19 protein-coding genes and 1 riboswitch are annotated in these 19,239 nt (G+C 61.0%); of the genes, 12 read left to right on the top strand and 7 right to left on the bottom strand.

Translation table 11 applies throughout. The annotated features are described in order from the left end of the window. The first annotated feature begins 17 nt into the window (after positions 1-17). The 5 genes from PUT78_RS05305 to PUT78_RS05285 all read left to right on the top strand — a co-directional run bounded on the left by PUT78_RS05305 (position 18) and on the right by PUT78_RS05285 (position 5,478). Complete coding sequence (locus PUT78_RS05305) at positions 18-1,451, top strand: FAD-linked oxidase C-terminal domain-containing protein (protein WP_274351134.1); 1,434 nt, start codon at positions 18-20, stop codon at positions 1,449-1,451. A 102-nt stretch (positions 1,452-1,553) separates the two neighbouring features. After that, positions 1,554-2,654: an FAD-binding protein gene (locus PUT78_RS05300; RefSeq protein ID WP_274351133.1), complete on the top strand. Its 1,101-nt coding sequence runs from the start codon at positions 1,554-1,556 to the stop codon at positions 2,652-2,654. A 10-nt stretch (positions 2,655-2,664) separates the two neighbouring features. After that, a complete protein-coding gene (glcF, locus tag PUT78_RS05295; protein ID WP_274351132.1) occupies positions 2,665-3,954 on the top strand; it encodes a glycolate oxidase subunit GlcF in 1,290 nt (429 codons plus the stop codon). Positions 3,955-4,028: 74 nt separating this feature from the next. Next, the gene (locus PUT78_RS05290; RefSeq protein ID WP_274351131.1) at positions 4,029-4,865 is read left to right on the top strand and encodes a trypsin-like serine peptidase; all 837 of its coding nucleotides are present in this window, start codon (positions 4,029-4,031) and stop codon (positions 4,863-4,865) included. A gap of 151 nt (positions 4,866-5,016) precedes the next feature. Then, on the top strand, positions 5,017-5,478 hold the full coding sequence (locus PUT78_RS05285) for an Hsp20 family protein (RefSeq protein ID WP_274351130.1): 462 nt from the start codon (positions 5,017-5,019) through the stop codon (positions 5,476-5,478). 199 nt (positions 5,479-5,677) lie between these two features. On the opposite strand, the gene PUT78_RS05280 is transcribed toward PUT78_RS05285, so the two are convergent. From PUT78_RS05280 to PUT78_RS05270, 3 genes are all read right to left on the bottom strand, one after another. Beyond that, positions 5,678-5,830, bottom strand: coding sequence for a hypothetical protein (locus PUT78_RS05280; RefSeq protein WP_274351129.1), 153 nt, complete (start codon positions 5,828-5,830; stop codon positions 5,678-5,680). 113 nt (positions 5,831-5,943) lie between these two features. Next, a complete protein-coding gene (locus PUT78_RS05275; protein WP_274351128.1) occupies positions 5,944-6,366 on the bottom strand; it encodes a VOC family protein in 423 nt (140 codons plus the stop codon). Next, positions 6,353-7,837: a replicative DNA helicase gene (locus tag PUT78_RS05270; protein ID WP_274351127.1), complete on the bottom strand. Its 1,485-nt coding sequence runs from the start codon at positions 7,835-7,837 to the stop codon at positions 6,353-6,355. Before PUT78_RS05270 ends, PUT78_RS05275 begins: the two co-directional genes overlap by 14 nt. Positions 7,838-8,087: 250 nt before the next feature. Between PUT78_RS05270 and hisS the strand changes: the two genes are divergently transcribed. The 3 genes from hisS to hisG are packed head-to-tail and all read left to right on the top strand — an operon-like array spanning position 8,088 to position 11,496. Beyond that, positions 8,088-9,713 carry a histidine--tRNA ligase gene (gene hisS / locus PUT78_RS05265; protein WP_274351126.1) on the top strand — a complete coding sequence of 542 codons (1,626 nt, stop codon included), beginning with the start codon at positions 8,088-8,090 and terminating at the stop codon, positions 9,711-9,713. Then, positions 9,710-10,789, top strand: coding sequence for an ATP phosphoribosyltransferase regulatory subunit (locus PUT78_RS05260; RefSeq protein WP_274351125.1), 1,080 nt, complete (start codon positions 9,710-9,712; stop codon positions 10,787-10,789). The genes hisS and PUT78_RS05260 overlap by 4 nt, the downstream gene beginning before the upstream one ends. Next, positions 10,786-11,496 (top strand): ATP phosphoribosyltransferase, encoded by a 711-nt coding sequence (gene hisG / locus PUT78_RS05255; RefSeq protein ID WP_274351124.1) that lies wholly within the window; start codon positions 10,786-10,788, stop codon positions 11,494-11,496. Before PUT78_RS05260 ends, hisG begins: the two co-directional genes overlap by 4 nt. Before the next feature lie 149 nt (positions 11,497-11,645). On the opposite strand, the gene PUT78_RS05250 is transcribed toward hisG, so the two are convergent. Beyond that, entirely contained in the window at positions 11,646-13,013 is a 1,368-nt protein-coding gene (locus PUT78_RS05250) for a cytochrome P450 (RefSeq protein WP_274351123.1), read from the bottom strand. Next, positions 13,010-14,251 (bottom strand): hypothetical protein, encoded by a 1,242-nt coding sequence (locus tag PUT78_RS05245; protein WP_274351122.1) that lies wholly within the window; start codon positions 14,249-14,251, stop codon positions 13,010-13,012. The genes PUT78_RS05250 and PUT78_RS05245 overlap by 4 nt, the downstream gene beginning before the upstream one ends. Before the next feature lie 196 nt (positions 14,252-14,447). Here PUT78_RS05245 and PUT78_RS05240 point away from each other — a divergent pair, with 196 nt between their 5' ends. After that, on the top strand, positions 14,448-15,002 hold the full coding sequence (locus PUT78_RS05240) for a thioredoxin family protein (protein WP_274351121.1): 555 nt from the start codon (positions 14,448-14,450) through the stop codon (positions 15,000-15,002). Positions 15,003-15,016: 14 nt separating this feature from the next. Here the strand turns inward: PUT78_RS05240 and PUT78_RS05235 are convergent, their stop codons facing one another. After that, the gene (locus PUT78_RS05235; RefSeq protein WP_274351120.1) at positions 15,017-16,003 is read right to left on the bottom strand and encodes a 2-hydroxyacid dehydrogenase; all 987 of its coding nucleotides are present in this window, start codon (positions 16,001-16,003) and stop codon (positions 15,017-15,019) included. A 197-nt stretch (positions 16,004-16,200) separates the two neighbouring features. Here PUT78_RS05235 and PUT78_RS05230 point away from each other — a divergent pair, with 197 nt between their 5' ends. Beyond that, a complete protein-coding gene (locus PUT78_RS05230; RefSeq protein ID WP_274351242.1) occupies positions 16,201-16,659 on the top strand; it encodes an SH3 domain-containing protein in 459 nt (152 codons plus the stop codon). A gap of 184 nt (positions 16,660-16,843) precedes the next feature. On the opposite strand, the gene PUT78_RS05225 is transcribed toward PUT78_RS05230, so the two are convergent. Next, positions 16,844-17,410 (bottom strand): gamma-glutamylcyclotransferase family protein, encoded by a 567-nt coding sequence (locus PUT78_RS05225; RefSeq protein WP_274351119.1) that lies wholly within the window; start codon positions 17,408-17,410, stop codon positions 16,844-16,846. Positions 17,411-17,492: 82 nt separating this feature from the next. Beyond that, positions 17,493-17,584, top strand: a riboswitch (glycine riboswitch). 145 nt (positions 17,585-17,729) lie between these two features. Between PUT78_RS05225 and gcvT the strand changes: the two genes are divergently transcribed. Further along, positions 17,730-18,854, top strand: coding sequence for a glycine cleavage system aminomethyltransferase GcvT (gcvT, locus tag PUT78_RS05220; RefSeq protein WP_274351118.1), 1,125 nt, complete (start codon positions 17,730-17,732; stop codon positions 18,852-18,854). 13 nt (positions 18,855-18,867) lie between these two features. Continuing rightward, positions 18,868-19,227, top strand: a complete 360-nt coding sequence (gcvH, locus tag PUT78_RS05215; RefSeq protein WP_274351117.1) for a glycine cleavage system protein GcvH — start codon at positions 18,868-18,870, stop codon at positions 19,225-19,227. Positions 19,228-19,239 lie beyond the last annotated feature (12 nt).

Raw genomic sequence — 19,239 nt, 5'->3', positions numbered from 1 at the left:
TAGCGAGGAGGGCTGCCATGGAAATGCCGGAACCCAACAGGGCCATACTGGCCAAACGTGACCACGTTCTGGCACGCCTGCAGGCTGTGCTGCCATCAGAGGCGCTGATCACCGATGAAACGGAATGCCGCGCCTATGAATGCGATGCATTGACCGCCTATCGCTGCATTCCCATGGCGGTGACGCTGCCATCAACCACCGAAGAGGTGGCCGCCATTCTGCGCGTCTGCCATGACGAAGGCGTGCCGGTTGTCCCGCGCGGGTCGGGCACTTCGCTGGCAGGGGGGGCGTTGCCAAGCGCGGATTCGATCATCCTTGGCGTGGCCCGCCTGCGCGATGTGCTGGAGGTGAACACCCCGGACCGCTTTATCCGCGTTCAGACCGGTATCACCAACCTTGCTGTCACGAAAGAAGTGGAAGGGAACGGTTTTTTCTATGCGCCGGACCCGTCCAGCCAGCTGGCCTGCGCGATTGCAGGCAATATCGCGATGAATTCCGGCGGTGCGCATTGTCTGAAATACGGCGTGACCACCAATAACCTGTTGGGCGTGACCATGGTGTTGATGGACGGCACTGTTGTCGAGATTGGCGGGCCATATATGGATGCGGGCGGGCTGGACCTGCTGGGTGTCATTTGCGGGTCCGAAGGGCAGCTTGGTGTTGTGACCGAAGCCACCTTGCGCATTCTGCGCCAGCCCGAAGGTGCGCGGCCCGTATTGATGGGGTTTGACAGCAATGAAGTCGCCGGTGAATGCGTGTCCGATATCATCAAGGCGGGCATTCTGCCGGTGGCCATAGAATTCATGGACCGCCCCTGCATTCGCGCCTGCGAGGATTTCGCCAAGGCGGGATACCCCGATTGCGAAGCCCTGCTGATTGTCGAGGTCGAAGGCGCAGAGGCCGAGATTGACGAGCAACTGGCGCTGATCAAGCAAATTGCACTGCGCCACAACCCGGTGGAGTTGCGCGAAAGTGCATCACCGGAAGAAAGCGCCAGGATCTGGCTGGGGCGCAAATCGGCATTCGGGGCAATGGGGCAGATCAATGATTACATGTGCCTTGATGGCACAATTCCAGTGTCCAGCCTGCCATTCGTGCTGCGCCGGATTGGCGAGATGTCGCGCGAATACGGGCTGGATGTGGCGAATGTGTTCCATGCCGGGGATGGCAATATGCACCCGCTGATCCTGTTTGACGCCAACAAACCCGGCGATCTGGAACGGTGCGAGGCATTTGGCGCGGATATCCTGAAACTCTGTGTTGAGGTGGGTGGCTGTCTGACAGGGGAGCATGGCGTGGGCATTGAAAAGCGCGATCTGATGTCGGTGCAATATACCACCGCCGATATGGAAGCGCAGATGCGCATCAAGGATGTGTTCGACCCCAAATGGTTGCTGAACCCCGCCAAGGTGTTTCCGCTGAAGGCGAGTGCCGCGCGGCGGGCGGCATAAGGGTGGTGTGTTCCTCCCCCGACCGGGCCTGTGGCCCAAACCGCACCCAGCGTATTTTTGGCAGGATGAAGTCCGTAACAGGCAGAATATGGAGGCCGGAGCATGCGCCCCACGACTGAGGAAGAGTTGTCCGAAATGGTGCGCGGCGCCACCACCCCTTTGCGGATCATGGGGGGGGGCACGCGCGATATGGGCAAGCCTGTGACGGGCGCGGCACTGTCCACGGCCGGGCTGTCCGGTATCACGCTGTATGAGCCGGGCGCACTGACATTGGTGGCGCGGGCGGGAACCCCGCTGGCAGAGGTGCAGGCAGCGCTTGACACCGAGGGGCAGCGACTGGCCTTTGAGCCGATGGACATGCGCGCGCTGCTGGGCACTGAAGGTGTGCCGCGTGTGGGCGGCATGGTGGCGGCCAATGCATCCGGCCCGCGACGTGTGCAGGCAGGTGCGTGTCGTGACAGCCTGATCGGGGTGCGTTTTGTTGACGGGACCGGCGCGGTCGTCAGTAATGGCGGGCGGGTGATGAAGAATGTCACCGGCTATGATCTGGTCAAGCTGATGGCAGGCAGTTGGGGCACGCTGGGGGTACTGAGCGAATGTTCCTTCAAGCTGCTGCCGGTGCCCGAGACAGTGGCCACATTGCTCAGCCCGCCCATGTCCGTGCAGGCGGCACAAGCGGTGATGTCCGCAGCGCTTGGCACCCCCTATGAAGTGTCGGGGGCCGCGCGCGCGCTGGACGGGCATGTGTATCTGCGTATCGAAGGGTTCGCGCGTCAGGTTGCCTATCGTTGTGCGCGGTTGCGGGATGAACTTGGCGGTGACTGGGATTTACTGGATGCACCCGCCAGTGCCACGCAGTGGCAGACCATCCGCGATGTGCGGGAGTTTGCCGGGCAGACGGGCGATGTGTGGCGTGTGTCACTCAGGCCATCGGATGCTGCGGATCTGGTGGCGCGGGCGGACTGCCCGGTGGTCATGGATTGGGGCGGCGGACTTCTGTGGATGCTGGTGCCTGAAGGTGTGGACCTGCGCGCGCGTCTTGGCGTGTTTCAGGGCCATGCGACATTGGTGCGCGCGTCGCGTGCCATGCGCGCCAGCATGGCGGTATTTCCCCCGGAACCCGCACCGCTGGCAAAAATCGCGCAAGGGTTGCGCAAGAAATTTGACCCGCGAGGGGTGCTGAACCCCGGATTGATGGGCTGAGGAGAGTAGCATGCAGACGCATTTCACACCGGAACAGTTGCAAGACCCTGCAATCGCGCGGTCGAACGACGTGTTACGCGCCTGCGTGCATTGCGGGTTCTGCACTGCGACTTGCCCCACCTATGCGGTTCTGGGTGATGAACTGGACAGCCCGCGCGGGCGGATTTACCTGATCAAGGACATGCTGGAAAAGGGTCGGCCAGCGGATGAAAAGACTGTCAGACATATTGACCGCTGCCTGTCGTGCCTTGCCTGCATGACCACCTGTCCTTCGGGGGTGCATTACATGCATCTGGTTGATCATGCCCGCGAGCATATTGAGGCGACTTATAAGCGCCCCTTGTCGGACCGCATGCTGCGCTGGGTATTGGCGCGAGTATTGCCTTATCCCACGCGGTTCCGGCTGGCGCTGCTGGGCGCGAAACTGGGCAGGCCATTTGCGCGGCTGATGCCTGATGCACGCCTGCGCGCAATGCTGGAGATGGCACCGAAACATATCCCGCCTGTCAGCCGCAATGATGACCCGCAGGTATTTGCCGCGCAAGGGCCGAAAAAGATGCGCGTCGCACTGATGACCGGCTGCGCGCAGCGCGCATTGAACACCGATATCAATGACGCCACCATCCGCCTGCTGCGTCGCCTGGGCGCGGAAGTGGTGATTGCGCAAGGGCAGGGGTGCTGTGGCGCGCTGACCCACCATATGGGCAAGACGCAGGAAAGCCACGCGACGGCTGCGAAAAACATCCATGCATGGCACGCGGAACTGCAGGGCGCGGGGCTGGATGCGATTGTCATCAATACCAGCGGCTGCGGCTCCACGGTCAAGGATTACGGGCATATGTTCCGCAATGACCCATTGGCCGACAAGGCGCGCGCCGTGGCCGGAATTGCCATGGATGTGTCCGAAGTGCTGATGAAACTGGACCTGCCCAAGGTTGAAAGGCGCGGCATGAAAGTGGCCTATCACGCGGCCTGTTCGTTGCAGCATGGCCAGAAAATCACGAGCTTCCCCAAGGATTTGCTGAAACGTGCGGGGTTTGATGTGGTGGAACCGCGCGACAGCCATTTGTGCTGCGGGTCGGCGGGCACCTATAACCTGATGCAGCCCGAAATCTCTAAGGAGTTGAAATCGCGCAAGGTGGCCACTCTGGAAGCGCGCGCGCCCGATGTGATTGCTGCGGGAAATATCGGTTGTATGATGCAGATCGGGTCTGGCACGGATGTGCCTGTGGTCCACACGGTGGAATTGCTGGACTGGGCAACCGGCGGACCAAGGCCGCGCGCCTTCACGCGGTCATAGGGACGGATTGCCATTTTCTGGCCATCATGGCATGCGATATCTTCCACGAAAGCCCCTGAACCGAAGGCAGACAGATGCGATTTCTGGCCGCGCTGATAGCGATCCTGACACTTGGTGCCAGCCCCCCCGTACTGGCGCAAACCAGTGACAGCGGGCTGAAAATACTGGGTAGCGGTATGCAGATCCATGGCTGGGAAGGGGTCGGCCGTGTCGATTTCGGCCAGACGGGGTTTTGCACTGGAGCGTTGATCAGCGAAACCCATGTTCTGACCGCCGCGCATTGCCTGTATGACCGTCAGACCGGCACCCGTTTCCGCGATCAGGATATCACGTTTCGCGCAGGGTTCCGCAATGGGCGGGCGGTTGCCGAAGGGCGCGTGCTGCGCAGTGCCATTCACCCCGGCTATGACCGCGCTGGCGGTGTTTCGGCGCAGAATATCGCGCATGATCTGGCGCTTCTGGAACTGACCCACCCGATGCGCGGCTTCGGGGTCGCGGCCTTTGCGGTGCATGCGCATCCGCGCGCGGGCGAACGGATCGGGGTTGTGTCCTATGGGCGTGATCGCAGTGAAACCCCGGCCTTGCAGGAAGCCTGCGATGTGCTGGGCGAAGAAACCGACGGCATTCTGGTCATGTCCTGTTCGGTTGATTTCGGGTCATCAGGTGCGCCGGTGTTTACCATATCCAACGGGCAGGCGCGCATCGTTTCGGTGGTGTCGGCCAAGGGCGATGCAACTGTCGGCGGGCGCGAAGTTGAAGTGTCCTTCGGGGTTACGCTGGGGGCGCGGCTGGACGTGCTGCGCGCAGCCCTTGCAGATGGCGACAGGCGGTTTATCCGCGCGCCCATGGGCAATGACACTGGCCCCCGCCAGATGAGCGCGGGGGGCGGCGCGCGTTTCCTGCGGCCCTGAAATTACGTTTCCGGGGGCTTGAAAACCCGCTTCAGTTTCCCAGATCAGCCGTGTCGCAGGGGCCATGACGGACCTGTGGCACAACTGAGAAGCGCCTGTCCAAGTGTGGAGGGCGCGTAACATATCATCGCTTCACTGAAGGAGGATGCCTATGCGTCGTTTTGATCCAACCCCACTTTACCGTGCCAGCATCGGTTTTGACCATATGGCCGATCTACTGGACCGTGTCATGTCCAGTGACCTGCAAGGTCCGAGTTATCCCCCCTATAATATTGAGCGTGTGCAGGAAAATGCATACCGCATTTCCATTGCAGTGGCCGGGTTCAGCGCCGATGACCTGAGCGTTGAGGTCAAGGAAAACGCGCTTCTGATTGCAGGGCGCAGTCAGGACAGCGAAGCGGACCGCCAGTTCCTGCACCGCGGTATTGCCACCCGCGCATTTGAACGCCGCTTCCACCTTGCAGATCATGTGCGTGTGACCGGTGCCGTGCATCAGGATGGCATGCTGCATATCGAACTGGTGCGCGAACTGCCTGAAGCCCTGAAACCCCGCCAGATCGAAATTCAGGGTGCAGCCCCGCGCCAGATCATGCGCGAAGACGCTGCTGCCTGAAACTGATACTGCAAAAGGGCGCTCTGACCGAGCGCCCTTTCTACAAGTTAATGAATTCACTCGTTAACGTATTTGATACTAAGCCATACTCATTAAAATTCTGTATTGGCGTATTGCCCGCGCAATATGTTTCCGAATCCAGTCGTCACTGCCCCTTCGCAAGGACAGCATTGCATTGTGGGGGCTGATCCGGCCTGTATCAGGCCGCGCCGGCAATCATGAAAATTTCATCCTGCGCATTGCGTCGGGCGCGTTTGGCGCTGCGGGTCCAGGGAAGTGGTGCTTGCTGTGTCGCTTCTGCTGCTTCTGCGATAACTGCGCTGATCCAGCGAGGTTGTACTGTGGCCTGCATGTGGCAGCCCTCCTTCTTTACATACCGAATTAACCTATGGTTAAGGAATGCGCGCCAAATCAGGCATGACTTGGGCAGGGCTGTGATGATTGCGGGGCAGTTGCCCGCAGGGTTCAGAATTCGCGGAACCCGTCTGGTGGATTGACCCGGTAATACGCAAGCCGTGATGCCATGTCACCAGCATGAAGTTCCAGCTTATGTCCGTCAGGGTCCAGAAAATAAAGCGATTCCCCCTCTGACCGGTTTTCCTTCCATTTGGGGGCATGGGCCGCGATCCGCTGCGATAATGCGGCAAACTGTTCAGGCGCACAGGAAAACGCAAGATGCGTGTCATCCGCGCGATTGTCCGGTTGACCAAGTTCCAGACAAAACCATAACCCACCTGCATCCAGATACGCCCCGCGTGCCCATTGCGCACGCAGGTTCCAGCCCAGAATATCGCGGTAAAACCACACCGAACGCGGCAGATCAGCCACCACAAGCGTCACATGGTTAATCCCCGTGACGCGCGCAGGTACCGTGTCAGAACCCGTCACTGCCACCCTGTTGCCATGGCTTGATCAGATTGCCGAAACGGGTGAAGCGCCCTTCGAACGACAATTCAACGGTACCAATGGGACCATGGCGTTGCTTGCCGATGACGACTTCGGCCTTGCCATGCACCGTTTCCATGATTTCCTGCCATTTGGCCATGGCTTCCAGATCATGGTCTGACGGTTTTTCGCGTTCGCGGTAATATTCATCCCGATAGACGAACATCACCACATCGGCATCCTGCTCAATGGACCCCGATTCGCGCAGATCCGACAATTGTGGGCGCTTGTCTTCGCGGCTTTCCACCTGACGCGACAGCTGCGACAGCGCAATCACCGGGATGTTCAGTTCCTTGGCGATGGCTTTCAGCCCTTGGGTGATTTCCGACACCTCCTGCACGCGGCTTTCCTTGGACGTGCCGCGCAGCAGTTGCAGGTAATCCACCATCAGCACATCCAGCCCATGCGTGCGTTTCAGGCGCCGTGCGCGCGCGGCCACCTGTGCAATCGGCAGGGCGGGCGTGTCGTCGATATAAAGCGGGCAGGCTTCCAGCGATTTGGCGGCTTCGACAAAGCGGCGGAATTCTTCTTCGGTCATGTCGCCACGGCGAATCTGTTCGCTGGGCACTTCGGATGCTTCCGACAGGATACGCGCGGCCAGTTGCTCGGCACTCATCTCCAGGCTGTAGAACCCGACAACACCGCCTTGAACCGCGCCTTCGGACCCGTCAGGCTTTTGCCCGCGCTTATAGGCTTTGGCGATGTTGAAGGCGATATTCGTCGCAAGAGAGGTTTTCCCCATCGACGGACGCCCGGCAAGGATGATCAGGTCCGACGGGTGCAGCCCGCCCAGTTTCTTGTCCAGATCAATCAGCCCGGTGGAAATACCCGCAAGGCCGCCATCGCGCTGATAGGCGGCGTTGGCAATATTAACAGCTTCCGTTACTGCCTTGAGAAAGCTTTGAAAACCGCGTTCCGCCACCCCCTGTTCGGCCAGCTTGTAAAGCCGTTGTTCGGCCTCGATGATCTGTTCTTTTGGTTCCGATGCGACATCCATCTGGCCCGCACGTGCTGAAATATCCTGCCCCAGGCGGATCAGGTCGCGCCGCACGGCCAGTTCATAAATCATCTGCGCGTAATCGCGCGCCGCATAGGCCGAAATCGCCGCTGCCGCCAGCCGCGCCAGATAGGCCGGACCGCCCAGTTCTTTCAGCCCTTCATCATCTTCCATGAAGGCCTTGATCGTCACCGGGCTGGCCAGCGCGTTTTTCAGAATGCGCGCTGCCGCGATTTCGAATATGCGCTGATGCACAGGATCAAAAAAATGCGCCGGTTTCACCAGCGTTGAAATGCGGTCATACACATCGTTATTGACCAGAATCGCCCCCAGAAGCTGTTGTTCCGCTTCGATATTATGGGGCATTGTGTCGGGGGTCGCCGCGTCCCCCGCCCGGATCGTTGTGATCTCGTTCATGCCTGTTACCGCCAATGTCATGCTCGTTGACGCGGATAATAGCAGGATTCGGGCCCGCTGCGCAAATTGTATAAGCCTGTGCATGGTCTGTGGATAAGCGTAATATGGGGGTGCGGCGGTTTCGTGCCGCAATATCTGGTGGCATTTTCATGTTGCCGCGCGCCACGCCAAGCCGCTCTTATGCGCGTGCTCTTGCCCCTTGCCGCCCCTTGGGCTAAGGCCAGACCGACCCTGACAGGAGTGTCCGATCATGGCAAAAACCAAAGGCCCCAGACGCCCGAAAGCCGAAACCCCCAAAGGGTTCCGCGACTATTTCGGCACCGAAGTGACCGCGCGCAAGGCGATGCTGGACCAGATCGCGGCGGTGTATCACCGCTACGGGTTTGACGCGCTGGAAACATCGGCGGTGGAAACGGTTGAGGCTTTGGGCAAGTTCCTGCCCGATGTGGACCGCCCCAATGAAGGCGTGTTCGCGTGGGAAGAAGATGCCGACTGGCTGGCGCTGCGCTATGACCTGACAGCGCCCTTGGCGCGCGTGGCGGCGCAATACCGCAATGATCTGCCGACGCCTTACCGCCGTTATGCGATGGGGCCGGTCTGGCGCAATGAAAAGCCCGGTCCGGGGCGGTTCCGGCAGTTTTATCAATGCGATGCGGATACGGTGGGTGCGGCGTCGGTGGCCGCAGATGCCGAGATTTGCGCGATGCTGTCGGACGCTTTGGAGGCGGTGGGGATAGAGCGCGGGGATTATGTGATCCGCGTGAACAACCGCAAGGTGCTGAATGGGGTGATGGAGGTTGCGGGGATACTCGATCCCGCCGACCCGTCGAAGTTTGAGGCCGAGCGCGGGATCGTCCTGCGCGCCATCGACAAGCTGGACCGGTTGGGGGAGGAAGGCGTGCGCGCGCTTTTGGGCGAAGGGCGCAAGGATGAGAGCGGGGATTTTACGAAGGGGGCGGGGCTAGGCGAGGCTCAGGCTGATGTTATTATGCATTTTGTCTGTGCCAATGAGGAGCTTAGACTTGAGCTTTGGGCTGAAAGAAAGGGATACGACAAATTTAGTCCAGAGTGGAACACGCGGCTTCGAGCTTCAATTCTCTCCGATCCGCTTTTCAGCGATTTTCAAAGAGATGCTCAATCTCTCGCGTTTTGGAACATGAGAATATGTAAGTTTCTTTCTCGGTTGGTGTCTACTTCTGAAACAGGTATCGAGGGTATAAATGAACTCGAACAAATAGCGTCACTCCTCGACGCCCAAGGCTACGGCCCCGACCGCATCATCGTCGACCCCTCAGTTGTGCGTGGCTTGGGTTACTATACCGGCCCGGTCTATGAGGCCGAACTCACTTTCGAGATCAAAGACGAAAAAGGCCGCCCGCGTCAGTTCGGCAGCGTGGCGGGCGGCGGGCGGTATGATGATCTGGTCAAGCGCTTCACCGGCCAGCCGGTGCCTGCAACGGGTGTCAGCATTGGCGTGGACCGGCTGCTGGCAGCCCTTGCCGCCAAGGGGCGGCTGGAGGACACTGCGCAGGGGCCGGTTGTTGTGACCGTGATGGACCGCGACCGCATGGCCGATTACATGGGTATGGTGGGGGAGTTGCGTGCCGCTGGCATTCGCGCGGAAATGTATCTGGGCAATCCCAAAAACTTTGGTAACCAGTTGAAATACGCCGATAAACGCGGCAGCCCTGTGGCCATCATTCAGGGCGGGGATGAAGCCGCCAAGGGTGTGGTGCAGATCAAGGACTTAATCCTTGGCGCGAAAATCGCCCAGCAAGCTACTGTAGAAGAATGGAAATCCCAGCCCGCGCAAGTGGAGGTGCCCCGCGAGAATCTGGTACAGGCGGTACGCGATATTCTGGGTCGTCACACATGAACGCGGCTGAAACCCTTGCCCAGAACCTGCTGGCGCAGATGCAGGATGCCGGCGCGCAGGTGGTGACAGCGGACATTCTGCAACCCGCCGAAACGCTGCTGGACCTTTATGGCGAGGATATTCGCGCACGCGCCTATGTCACCCATGACCCCGCGCTTGGCGAAATGATGCTGCGGCCCGATTTTACCGTGCCGGTGGTGCAGGCGCATATGAAGGGCGGCGCGGAACCGGCGCGCTATTGCTATGCCGGGCCGGTATTCCGCAAGCAGGTGAAGGGGCGGGCGCGGGAATATCTGCAAGTGGGGTATGAATTGTTCGCCCGCGACAACCCCAACCACGCCGATGCCGAAGTATTCGCCCGCTTTGCGCAGCTTCTGTCGGGCTATGACCTGCGGCCGGTGACGGGTGACATTGGCATTCTGAAAGCCGCTGTTGCGGGGCTGGACACAAGCGCGCGGCGCAAGGCGGCATTGATGCGCCATATCTGGCGGCCAAACCGGTTTCGCGCGCTGCTGGAACGGATGGGCGGGCAGGGACCGCTTGCTGCACCGCGCGCCGACCTGCTGCGCGCCTTGCGCGCGACGCCTGCGGCGGATCTGACGGAACAGGCCGGTCCGGTCGTGGGCTTGCGCAGCGTGGGGGAGATTGCGGAACGCATTGCTGCCCTGCTGGATGATGCGGATACGCCACCCTTGCCCGCAGCACAGATTGCCGCAGTCGAAGCGGTGCTGAACCTGAGCGGGTCTGCCCGCGATGTGGCGCGCAGCCTGCGCATGCAGGGTTGGGACGCGCTGGCCCCCGCGCTGGACCGGCTGGAGGGGCGGCTGGACGCACTGGAAGATGCGGGCATCGATACGGCGACCCTGCCGTTTGAAGCCAACTTCGGGCGCACGACCATGGAATACTATGATGGTTTCGTCTTCGGTTTCATCGCGGACCGTGCTGATCTGCCACCCGTCGCCACGGGCGGGCGGTATGACGCGATGACAGCGGTGCTGGGACAGGGGCGGGCGATTCCCGCAGTGGGTGGTGTGATCCGCCCCGACAGCCTGATCGCATTGGGGGGGCGCGCATGATGTTGAAACTGGGCGTGCCGTCCAAGGGGCGGCTGATGGACAAGACATTCGCGTGGTTCGCAACCCATGGCCTGACATTGCAGCGCACTGGCGCGGACCGCGAATATGCGGGCAGTGTTGAGGGGGTGGACGGCGTGGAACTGGTGCTGTTGTCGGCCAGTGAAATCCCGCGCGAACTGGCTGCAGGGCGCATTCATCTGGGCGTTACAGGGTCTGATCTGGTGCGCGAAACACTGGCCGACTGGCAAGCGCAGGTGGCGGAACTGGCGCTTATGGGGTTTGGCCATGCCGATCTGGTGGTGGCAGTGCCCAAGGCCTGGGTGGATGTCGAAACGCTGGATGATCTGGATGCAGTGGCGGCGGCATTCCGGGCGCGGCACGGGTTCCGCCTGCGCATTGCCACGAAATACCACCGGCTGGTGCGCGAGTATCTGCGCGCGCATGGCGTGGCGGATTACCAGCTTGTGGACAGTCAGGGCGCGACCGAAGGCACGATCAAGAACCTGACCGCCGAAGCGATTGCCGATATCACATCCACCGGCGAAACGCTGACCGCGAACCACCTGAAAATCTTGCGCGACGCGCCTGTGCATTGCTCGCAAGCCACGCTTTTTGCCAGCCGTGCGGCGGATTGGCGCGGCGTTGCGGAAACCCGCGCGCGCTTGTTTGGCAAGCTGGGCCTTGGGGATGTGCCGGGGCTGGAGTAGCTTCAGGTCGCGTGCGGTGGAACTGCAAGGCGTGGCTGATCAGGTGTTCGGGTATTCACAAAGCCCGCGCCATCGGCAGGCCGCGGGATGGCGCGGCGGCCTACGGCCTTTGGTCCGCGCCTATAGATGCCCAAGGTCCGCTTCGCGCCTTATTCCCGCGCGCGCAGTTCCAGCCAGATACCATCGCGCGCGCGCACAGTCATATGCGCCATGGGCACCGGCACGCGCGCGGGGATGGCGCGGAAGTCCCATGTGCATAGCAGCCGCGCCAGTATCAGCACGGCTTCCGCCATGGCGAATCCCGCACCAGTGCAGACGCGCGGCCCGGTTGAAAACGGAATGAACCCGTCGCGCGCGCAGCGTTTCGTGGCGGGGTCTTGCCAGCGTTCAGGGCGAAATTCATGCGGGTCTTGCCAGATGTCCTCATGTCGTCCCAGATGCCATGGGCTGACAATAACCTGCGTGCCGCGCCCCAAGGGCCGCCCGCGAAAACACTCCCGCCCTGCGGTTTCGCGCACCAGCATGGGCACTGGCGGATAAAGGCGCAGCGCTTCGCGGAAGGTGTCGCGGATCAGTGGAAACTGTTTCAACAGCCCGAATTCCGGTGCTGTGCCTGCCTTGATATAGGGGGCAAGGGCCTGTGCTTCATCGGCCAGACGGGCCTGCCAGTCAGGGTTTGTGGCAATCAGATACAGCGTCCATGCCAGCGCCGAGGCACTGGTTTCATGCCCCGCCAGAAAGAAGATCGCGACCTGATCCACCATTTCGGCGGTATCAAATGTGCTGCCGGTTTCGGGGTCGCGGGTCGTCATGATCTTGGTTGCCAGATCATCGGGGGCCGTGCCAGCCTGGATTGCGGCCATGCGCGCGCTGGTCATTTGGGTGATCAGCGCGCGGATGCGCGCTGCGGTGGTGCGCGTCTGGCGGGGAAAGAAACGCGGCATCCAGCGCGGCAGGGGCACAAGGGCTGCAAGATTCAGAATCGGTGCGCTGCGCTGATGGGCGCGGAATGTGCGGTATACTTCTGCGGCGGTGCCATCGGCAATGGGCACCGAAAACAGGGTGCGGAAAATGACATCGGCGGCGGCGTGGCTCATTTCCTCCTCGATCTCGATCTGGCCTGCCTGCAGCCGGTTGGCGGCGGCCTGGGCTGCCTCCCACATCGCGGGGAATGTGTCGCGCAGCCGCCCCCCTTCAAACGCGGGGTCAATGATGCGGCGCTGGCGTGCCCATTCATCGCCATTGGTCACAAAGACGGAATTGCCCAGCAGCAGGCGTAACCCTTCGCGCACGCGGTCGGATTTCGGGAAATCGCGCGGGCGGTCCTGCAGAACCAGCCGTACCAGTTCGGGCGTGTTAACCATGACCGAGTGCAGGAAGGGCAGTTTCACTTCGGCCATCTTGGCGCGATACAGCCGCGCGGGCTGCGTGGACAGGATGTCACGTCGGAACATGCCCAGATGGCGCCAGAACGGCACACGGTCGGGGCGGTGGTCGGGCATGGGGGGGCGGGTCATGGCAGGCGCGCGCTTTGCGGCAGATAGCAGTCATGCGACACAGATGCGGACGATTTGCGGTCGCTGAACCGGTCCGCCAATGTCAGCGGGCCCGCGGTGATCAGGAAATAATCGTAATCCTTTGGCGCATCGAATGCGCAAAGATACTGGAAATGCAGCCGGAAATAGCGGCGGCGGAATTTGCGGTATGTTTCGGGCAGAAGGCTTTGGGTGAAGGCCGCGGAAATGACCAGTGGCCAGCGCTTGCCACTGTCTGGCGCTGCTCCGGAGCACGACACCGGGTCGCACAGCGCATAGCAGCAGCCATCGCCCGGCGCAGTGACATCCAGCCAGAACAGTTCAGGGCGCGTGGACAGATAACGCAGATCAAGGCGCAGATCCTGCGCATCAGGCAGGTAGGATTGCATCGGCACCGCATGACCCAGCGACAGAAAGCCCAGTTGCGGATGCGCGCCGTGCGCATGGCCCGCACGGATAAGGCGTGCCAGAACCGACACACCCAGATGCACGCCGGATGAATGGCCGACGACCAGAACCTCGTCCAGGTCGGGGTTTTGCAGTGATGCCGCAATCAATGCGGCGAATTCATCCAGCCGCGCGTCAAGTTCCGGCGGGTTGCGGCCACGGTGTTTCGCGGTAAAGGCGAAATCCAGTAGCAGGTAATGCACGAAAAACTTGCCATCAATCCTGCGGAAGCCGTGCAGGATGGGCACAACCACCCCCAGACCCAGCAGATAGCCCAGCCATTGTGGCAGAATATGCGCCAGCCCCCAGCCAACCAGCGCCGCCACCGCCAATGCCGTAACCAGCTGGCCCAGCAGCATGACAACCGGGTACATGGCCGCAATTCCCGGCCCGGCGCGCAGCCGGAACAGCCGGAACATGACCCCGCCTGAAAAGTATACCCACGCCGTGCGCACCAAAAGCGCATAGGTGGCCCAGATCCCTGCCTGCATGGAATCGCGCACAATATCGGACCATTGCAGGATCACGATGTCGGTCTCAGACTCCTGCCCGTCCACATGGGCATTCACATGCCAGCCATAGGGACCGTCAGATGCAGGCATGGGGCGCTGGCTGATCTGATAGCCGGAAATCCGTGCCTGTTGGGCAGATTCGGTGCGATACAACTCGCGGTAGCGGCGCGGGGGAAACGGGTCATAGCCCGGAATATAGAACACATGGCGGCGCTTGACGCGCTTGCGTGCTGTGTGGTGTTCCGGTTTGGAAACGGCCATTTTTGTCGCCTGACTTGCCTGTTAGTGTGCATGATAATCCCGAAAACGGGTAAAATTAAGCCCTGCCGCAAGATTTCGCGCGCGACAGGTCAGCAACCGGTCTGCCAGGGGCGATGGGTTGCATCCGGGCGTGGAACCGGCAAGACTGACAGCACTGCAACATATATCCGCGCGCCAAGTGACAGAGGAGGATAAAATGCCCGTATCCCCACCCGTTTGCGATTTCGGTTGGAAAGCCCCCGGTTTCAGCCTGCGCGCCACTGATGGCCGCAGCTATGCGCTGGATGACATTAAGGGGCCGAAAGGCACGCTGGTCATGTTCATCTGCAACCATTGCCCCTATGTGCTGTCTGCGCTGGACCGTATACTGCGCGATGCCCGCGACCTGCAGGCCATGGGCGTGGGGGTGGCCGCGATCTGCGCCAATGACGCGCAGGCCTATCCCGCTGACAGTTTCGACAAGATGACCGAACTTGCCCGCAAACATGATTTCCCCTTTCCCTATTTGCATGATGATACCCAGTCGGTTGCGCGTGCATGGGGGGCGGAATGCACGCCGGATTTCTTTGGTCTGAATGCGGACGGGGAATTGCAGTATCGGGGGCGGCTGGACGGAGCAGGGCGCAACCCCGCCCCCGATGGTGCCCGCCGTGATTTGTATGAAGCCATGGCGCAGATCGCGCAGACCGGCGCTGGCCCGCGTGATCAGGTCGCGTCCATGGGGTGTTCGATCAAGTGGAAAGCGGCCTGAGTGGCCGGACGCCGTTACAGCATTGATGGCAGAACCTGATCTGGCGGGCGGTGCCCGTCGGCGAAGGTCTTGATGTTGATAATTACTTTCTCGCCCATCTCAACCCGGCCTTCCCATGTGGCCGACCCCATATGCGGCAGCAACACCACATTGGGCAATTCGCGCAGGCGCGGGTTGATCTCATTGCCGCGTTCAAACACATCCAGTCCCGCGCCCGCAATTTCACCCGCGCGCAACCCGCGGGTCAGGGCGTTTTCATCGATCACTTCCCCGCGCGAGGTATTGATGACCACGGCTGTCGGTTTCAGCAGCTTCAGGCGGCGTGCATTCAGCAGGTGAAAGGTGGATGGCGTATGCGGGCAGTTGATGGAAATCACGTCCATCCGTGCCACCATCTGGTCCAGACTTTCCCACCATGTGGCTTCCAGCTTTTCTTCAACTTCGGGGCGCAGGCGGCGGCGGTTGTGGTAGTGGATCTGCATGCCAAAAGCCTGTGCGCGCCGGGCCACGGCCTGTCCGATACGCCCCATGCCCAGAATGCCCAGCCGTTTGCCGCCAATGCGCGTGCCCAGATTGGCCAGCGGGGACCAGCCCCGCCAGGTGCCCGCCTGCATTTCCTGCAGGCCCTGCGGTATTTTGCGGGTAACCGCCAGCATCAGTGCCATGGCCATATCTGCGGTATCTTCGGTCAGCACACCGGGGGTGTTGGACACCAGAATCCCGCGCTGGCGGGCGGATTGCACATCAATATGATCCACGCCTGCGCCAAAATTGGCAATCAGCTTCAGCCGCTCGCCCGCGCCCGCCATAAGGCTTGCGTCGATAGTATCGGTGATGGTGGGAACCAGCACATCGGCCCGGCGCATGGCCTGTGCCAGTTCATCGCGGGTCATGGGCGTGTCGTCATCACGCAGGGTGACGTCGAACAGTTCTTTCATGCGTGTTTCAACCACGTCGGGCAGGCGTCGCGTTACGACAACACTCAGGCGTTGTGTGGGCATGTCTGCGTCTCACCTCTTTGCAATTCTGTGGCTTTCTGGCAAAGTGCAATGAACTGGATCAGGCTGCAAGCACCCATTGCAGATTGTTCCGGCGAAAAGACCGGATGAACGGTCATGAAGGCAAGCAGTCAACGATCACCGGAAAACCGGGGCAGACAGGCATAACGATGAAAACCGCATTTCTACTTTCGGCGTTGATGGCCGCACTGCCTGCATTTGTGCAGGCCGATGAACGGGGCCCGGTCACAAACCTGCCCTTGCCGCGCTATGTGTCGATGAAGGCCAGCGAAGGCAATGCGCGGCGCGGGCCGGACACGACGCATCGGGTGGACTGGGTCTTCACCCGCCGTGACCTGCCGCTGCGTGTAACAGCTGAATACGAACACTGGCGCCGTGTCGAAGATGCCGAAGGGCAGGGCGGTTGGATGCATTACGCGCTGCTGTCGGGTGTGCGTTCTGTTCTGGTGCAGGGCGATATGGTGCAGATGCACAATTCCCCCGATAGTGGTTCCAGCGTCGCCGCCTTGCTGGAACGCGGTGTCATTGCCCAGTTGCGCGCCTGTCAGATCGACTGGTGCAGGCTGGAAGTGGACAGCGCGCGCGGATGGGTGGAAAAACGCCATATCTGGGGCGTTGCGGCGGATGAGGAATTCTGAAGCGTGTGAAACGGACTTTGGCGCATCGATAAAGCCCGCGCCCGCGCCAGTGGCGGGCCGGGCTTGCGCCCTTTGCTCCGCGCCTTGTACTTCGCCGACGACCGTTTCAGAAAGACATGATCGTGAAATTATCTACGGCACGAATTTTATTTTACAACGGTTTGCAGAAGTTTCTTCAACTGAACTACACTTTACTCCGCTGGACACCAAGCTGCGACAGGCTGTCATCAACCATGTCCCGCAATTCCTTGGTTGCAGGGCGCGCGCGCGGATAAATCGGGGCTGCGCGGTCATCCAGAACTGCACCCCAGCCGGTGGTGGTCTCGAAGAATCGCGCCACGCCATCCGTGCCGAATTCCGCCAGAAACCCCGCGACCACAACATCCAGATAGCTGAGATTCACCCGATGTGACGGGCCGGGCAGGTCCGATATGTCCAGCGCGACAGCATAAATCTGCGCAATGACCGGCACCGGGGAATCGTGGTGCAGATTTTCATGTGCGACAGGATGGCGGTCATAACCCGTTTCGCGCAGATCAAGCGCCGCCCAGTCCGCGCCGGGTACACGCGCAATCAGCCCGTCAATCCGGGTGTCGGGGTCGGGCACGACACTTAGAAATGTCTGGTTCAGGCGCCGTGACACGCGCCATTCCCGCCGCCAACCGCGAATCGCGGCGCGGTGGGCGTCGGTGTAGTCATGGGTCTGGCGATTCACCAATGACCCGTAGCCAAAGAAATAAGGATCATGCATGATGTGTTTCTGAACATTTTGGCGCGCAGGTGCAAGCCTGCCATTTTTACTTGCCAAATGCGCCGCCTTTCCGCTACCAGAAAGGCGCAGACACGGGAGACACTGATCTTGCGGTCAGGGCCGAAGGAGCAACCGCCCCGGTAAACTCTCAGGCAAAAGGACCGGTTTGCACGACAGACTCTGGAGAGAGGCGCGCCTTGATTGGCCGCCCGCCGAAGGGATAGCGATCTCAGGCGCACAGGACAGAGGGGGCATGGAACGCGGCCAACAGGGCCGCAACATGGACCCGGGCCAGTCTGGCCCAACCGGAAGGGGCAGTATGTCTGATACGCAAACCGACTTGCGGCGCACAGCGTTGCATGCGTTGCATCTGGAACTTGGCGCCAGAATGGTGCCCTTCGCGGGCTATGACATGCCAGTGCAATACAAGCTTGGGGTGATGGGCGAACATCTGCATTGCAGGGCCAAAGCGGGCCTGTTCGATGTCAGCCATATGGGGCAGGTTATCCTGCGCGGGCCTGATGCGGCACTCGCACTGGAACGGCTGGTGCCGGTGGCATTAGTGGAACTTGCACCGGGGCGGCAGCGCTATGCGATGTTCACCAATGATGCGGGTGGAATTCTGGATGATCTGATGGTGGCCAATCGCGGTGATCATCTGCTTGCCGTAGTGAACGCGGCCTGCAAGGCGGCCGATCTGGCGCATATGCGGGAAAACCTGCCGGAGTTGGAGATTACAGAAGTGACAGACCGCGCCTTGCTGGCGCTGCAAGGCCCGCGCGCGGAAGCGGCACTGGCCGCGATTGTGCCCGGTGTCGCGGATATGCGCTTCATGGATGTGGCTGATCACGACTGGAATGGCGTCACGCTTTGGGTGTCACGGTCGGGTTATACCGGCGAGGACGGGTTCGAGATTTCGCTGCCCGAAGCGCAGGCCGAACGGTTCGCCCGCGCGCTGCTTGCCCATCCTGACGTGGCACCCATCGGCCTTGGCGCGCGCGACAGTCTGCGGCTGGAAGCGGGGCTGTGCCTTTATGGCCACGACATTGATACGGTGACGACACCCGTGGTCGCGGGGCTGTCTTGGGCGATCCAGAAGGCGCGCCGGGCCGGGGGGGCACGCGCTGGCGGTTTTCCGGGGGCCGCGCGTATTCTGGCAGAACTGGAACAGGGGCCGCCGGCCTGTCGCGTGGGCCTGCGCCCTGAAGGTCGCGCGCCGATGCGCGAGGGCACTGTGATCTGGGATGCAGCCGAAGGCGGGCGCAATCTGGGCGGCATTACGTCCGGCGGGTATGGCCCATCGGTGGAAGCGCCCGTCGCCATGGGCTATGTGCCGAATTTCGCGGCAGAACCCGGCACACGCCTGTGGGGAGAGTTGCGCGGCAAGCGCCTGCCGGTTACCGTTTGCGAATTGCCTTTCCATCCAACCAACTACAAGCGCTGAGGAGCGTTTCCCAATGAAATATACTGAAGAACATGAATGGCTGCGCGTCGAAGGGGATGTCGTGGTCGTGGGAATTACCGAACACGCCGCCGAGCAACTGGGCGATGTGGTTTTCGTGGAACTGCCCGAGATTGAAACCATGGTGGTCAAGGGCGACGAAGTCTGCGTCATTGAATCAGTCAAGGCTGCAAGCGACATTCTGGCCCCCATCGATGGCGAAATCGTCGAGGTTAACGAAGCCCTTGTCGACAATCCCGGTCTGGTCAACGAGGACCCGCAGGGGGATGCGTGGTTTTTCAAGATGAAGCTAGATGATCCCGGTGTTCTGGACGATCTGATGTCCGAGGATGAATACAAGGAATTCCTGGGCTAATCGCCCGGCAGC

This window comes from Roseinatronobacter alkalisoli, from assembly GCF_028745735.1.
Lineage (GTDB): Bacteria > Pseudomonadota > Alphaproteobacteria > Rhodobacterales > Rhodobacteraceae > Roseinatronobacter > Roseinatronobacter alkalisoli.
This window is presented reverse-complemented; position numbering and strand designations above follow the sequence as displayed.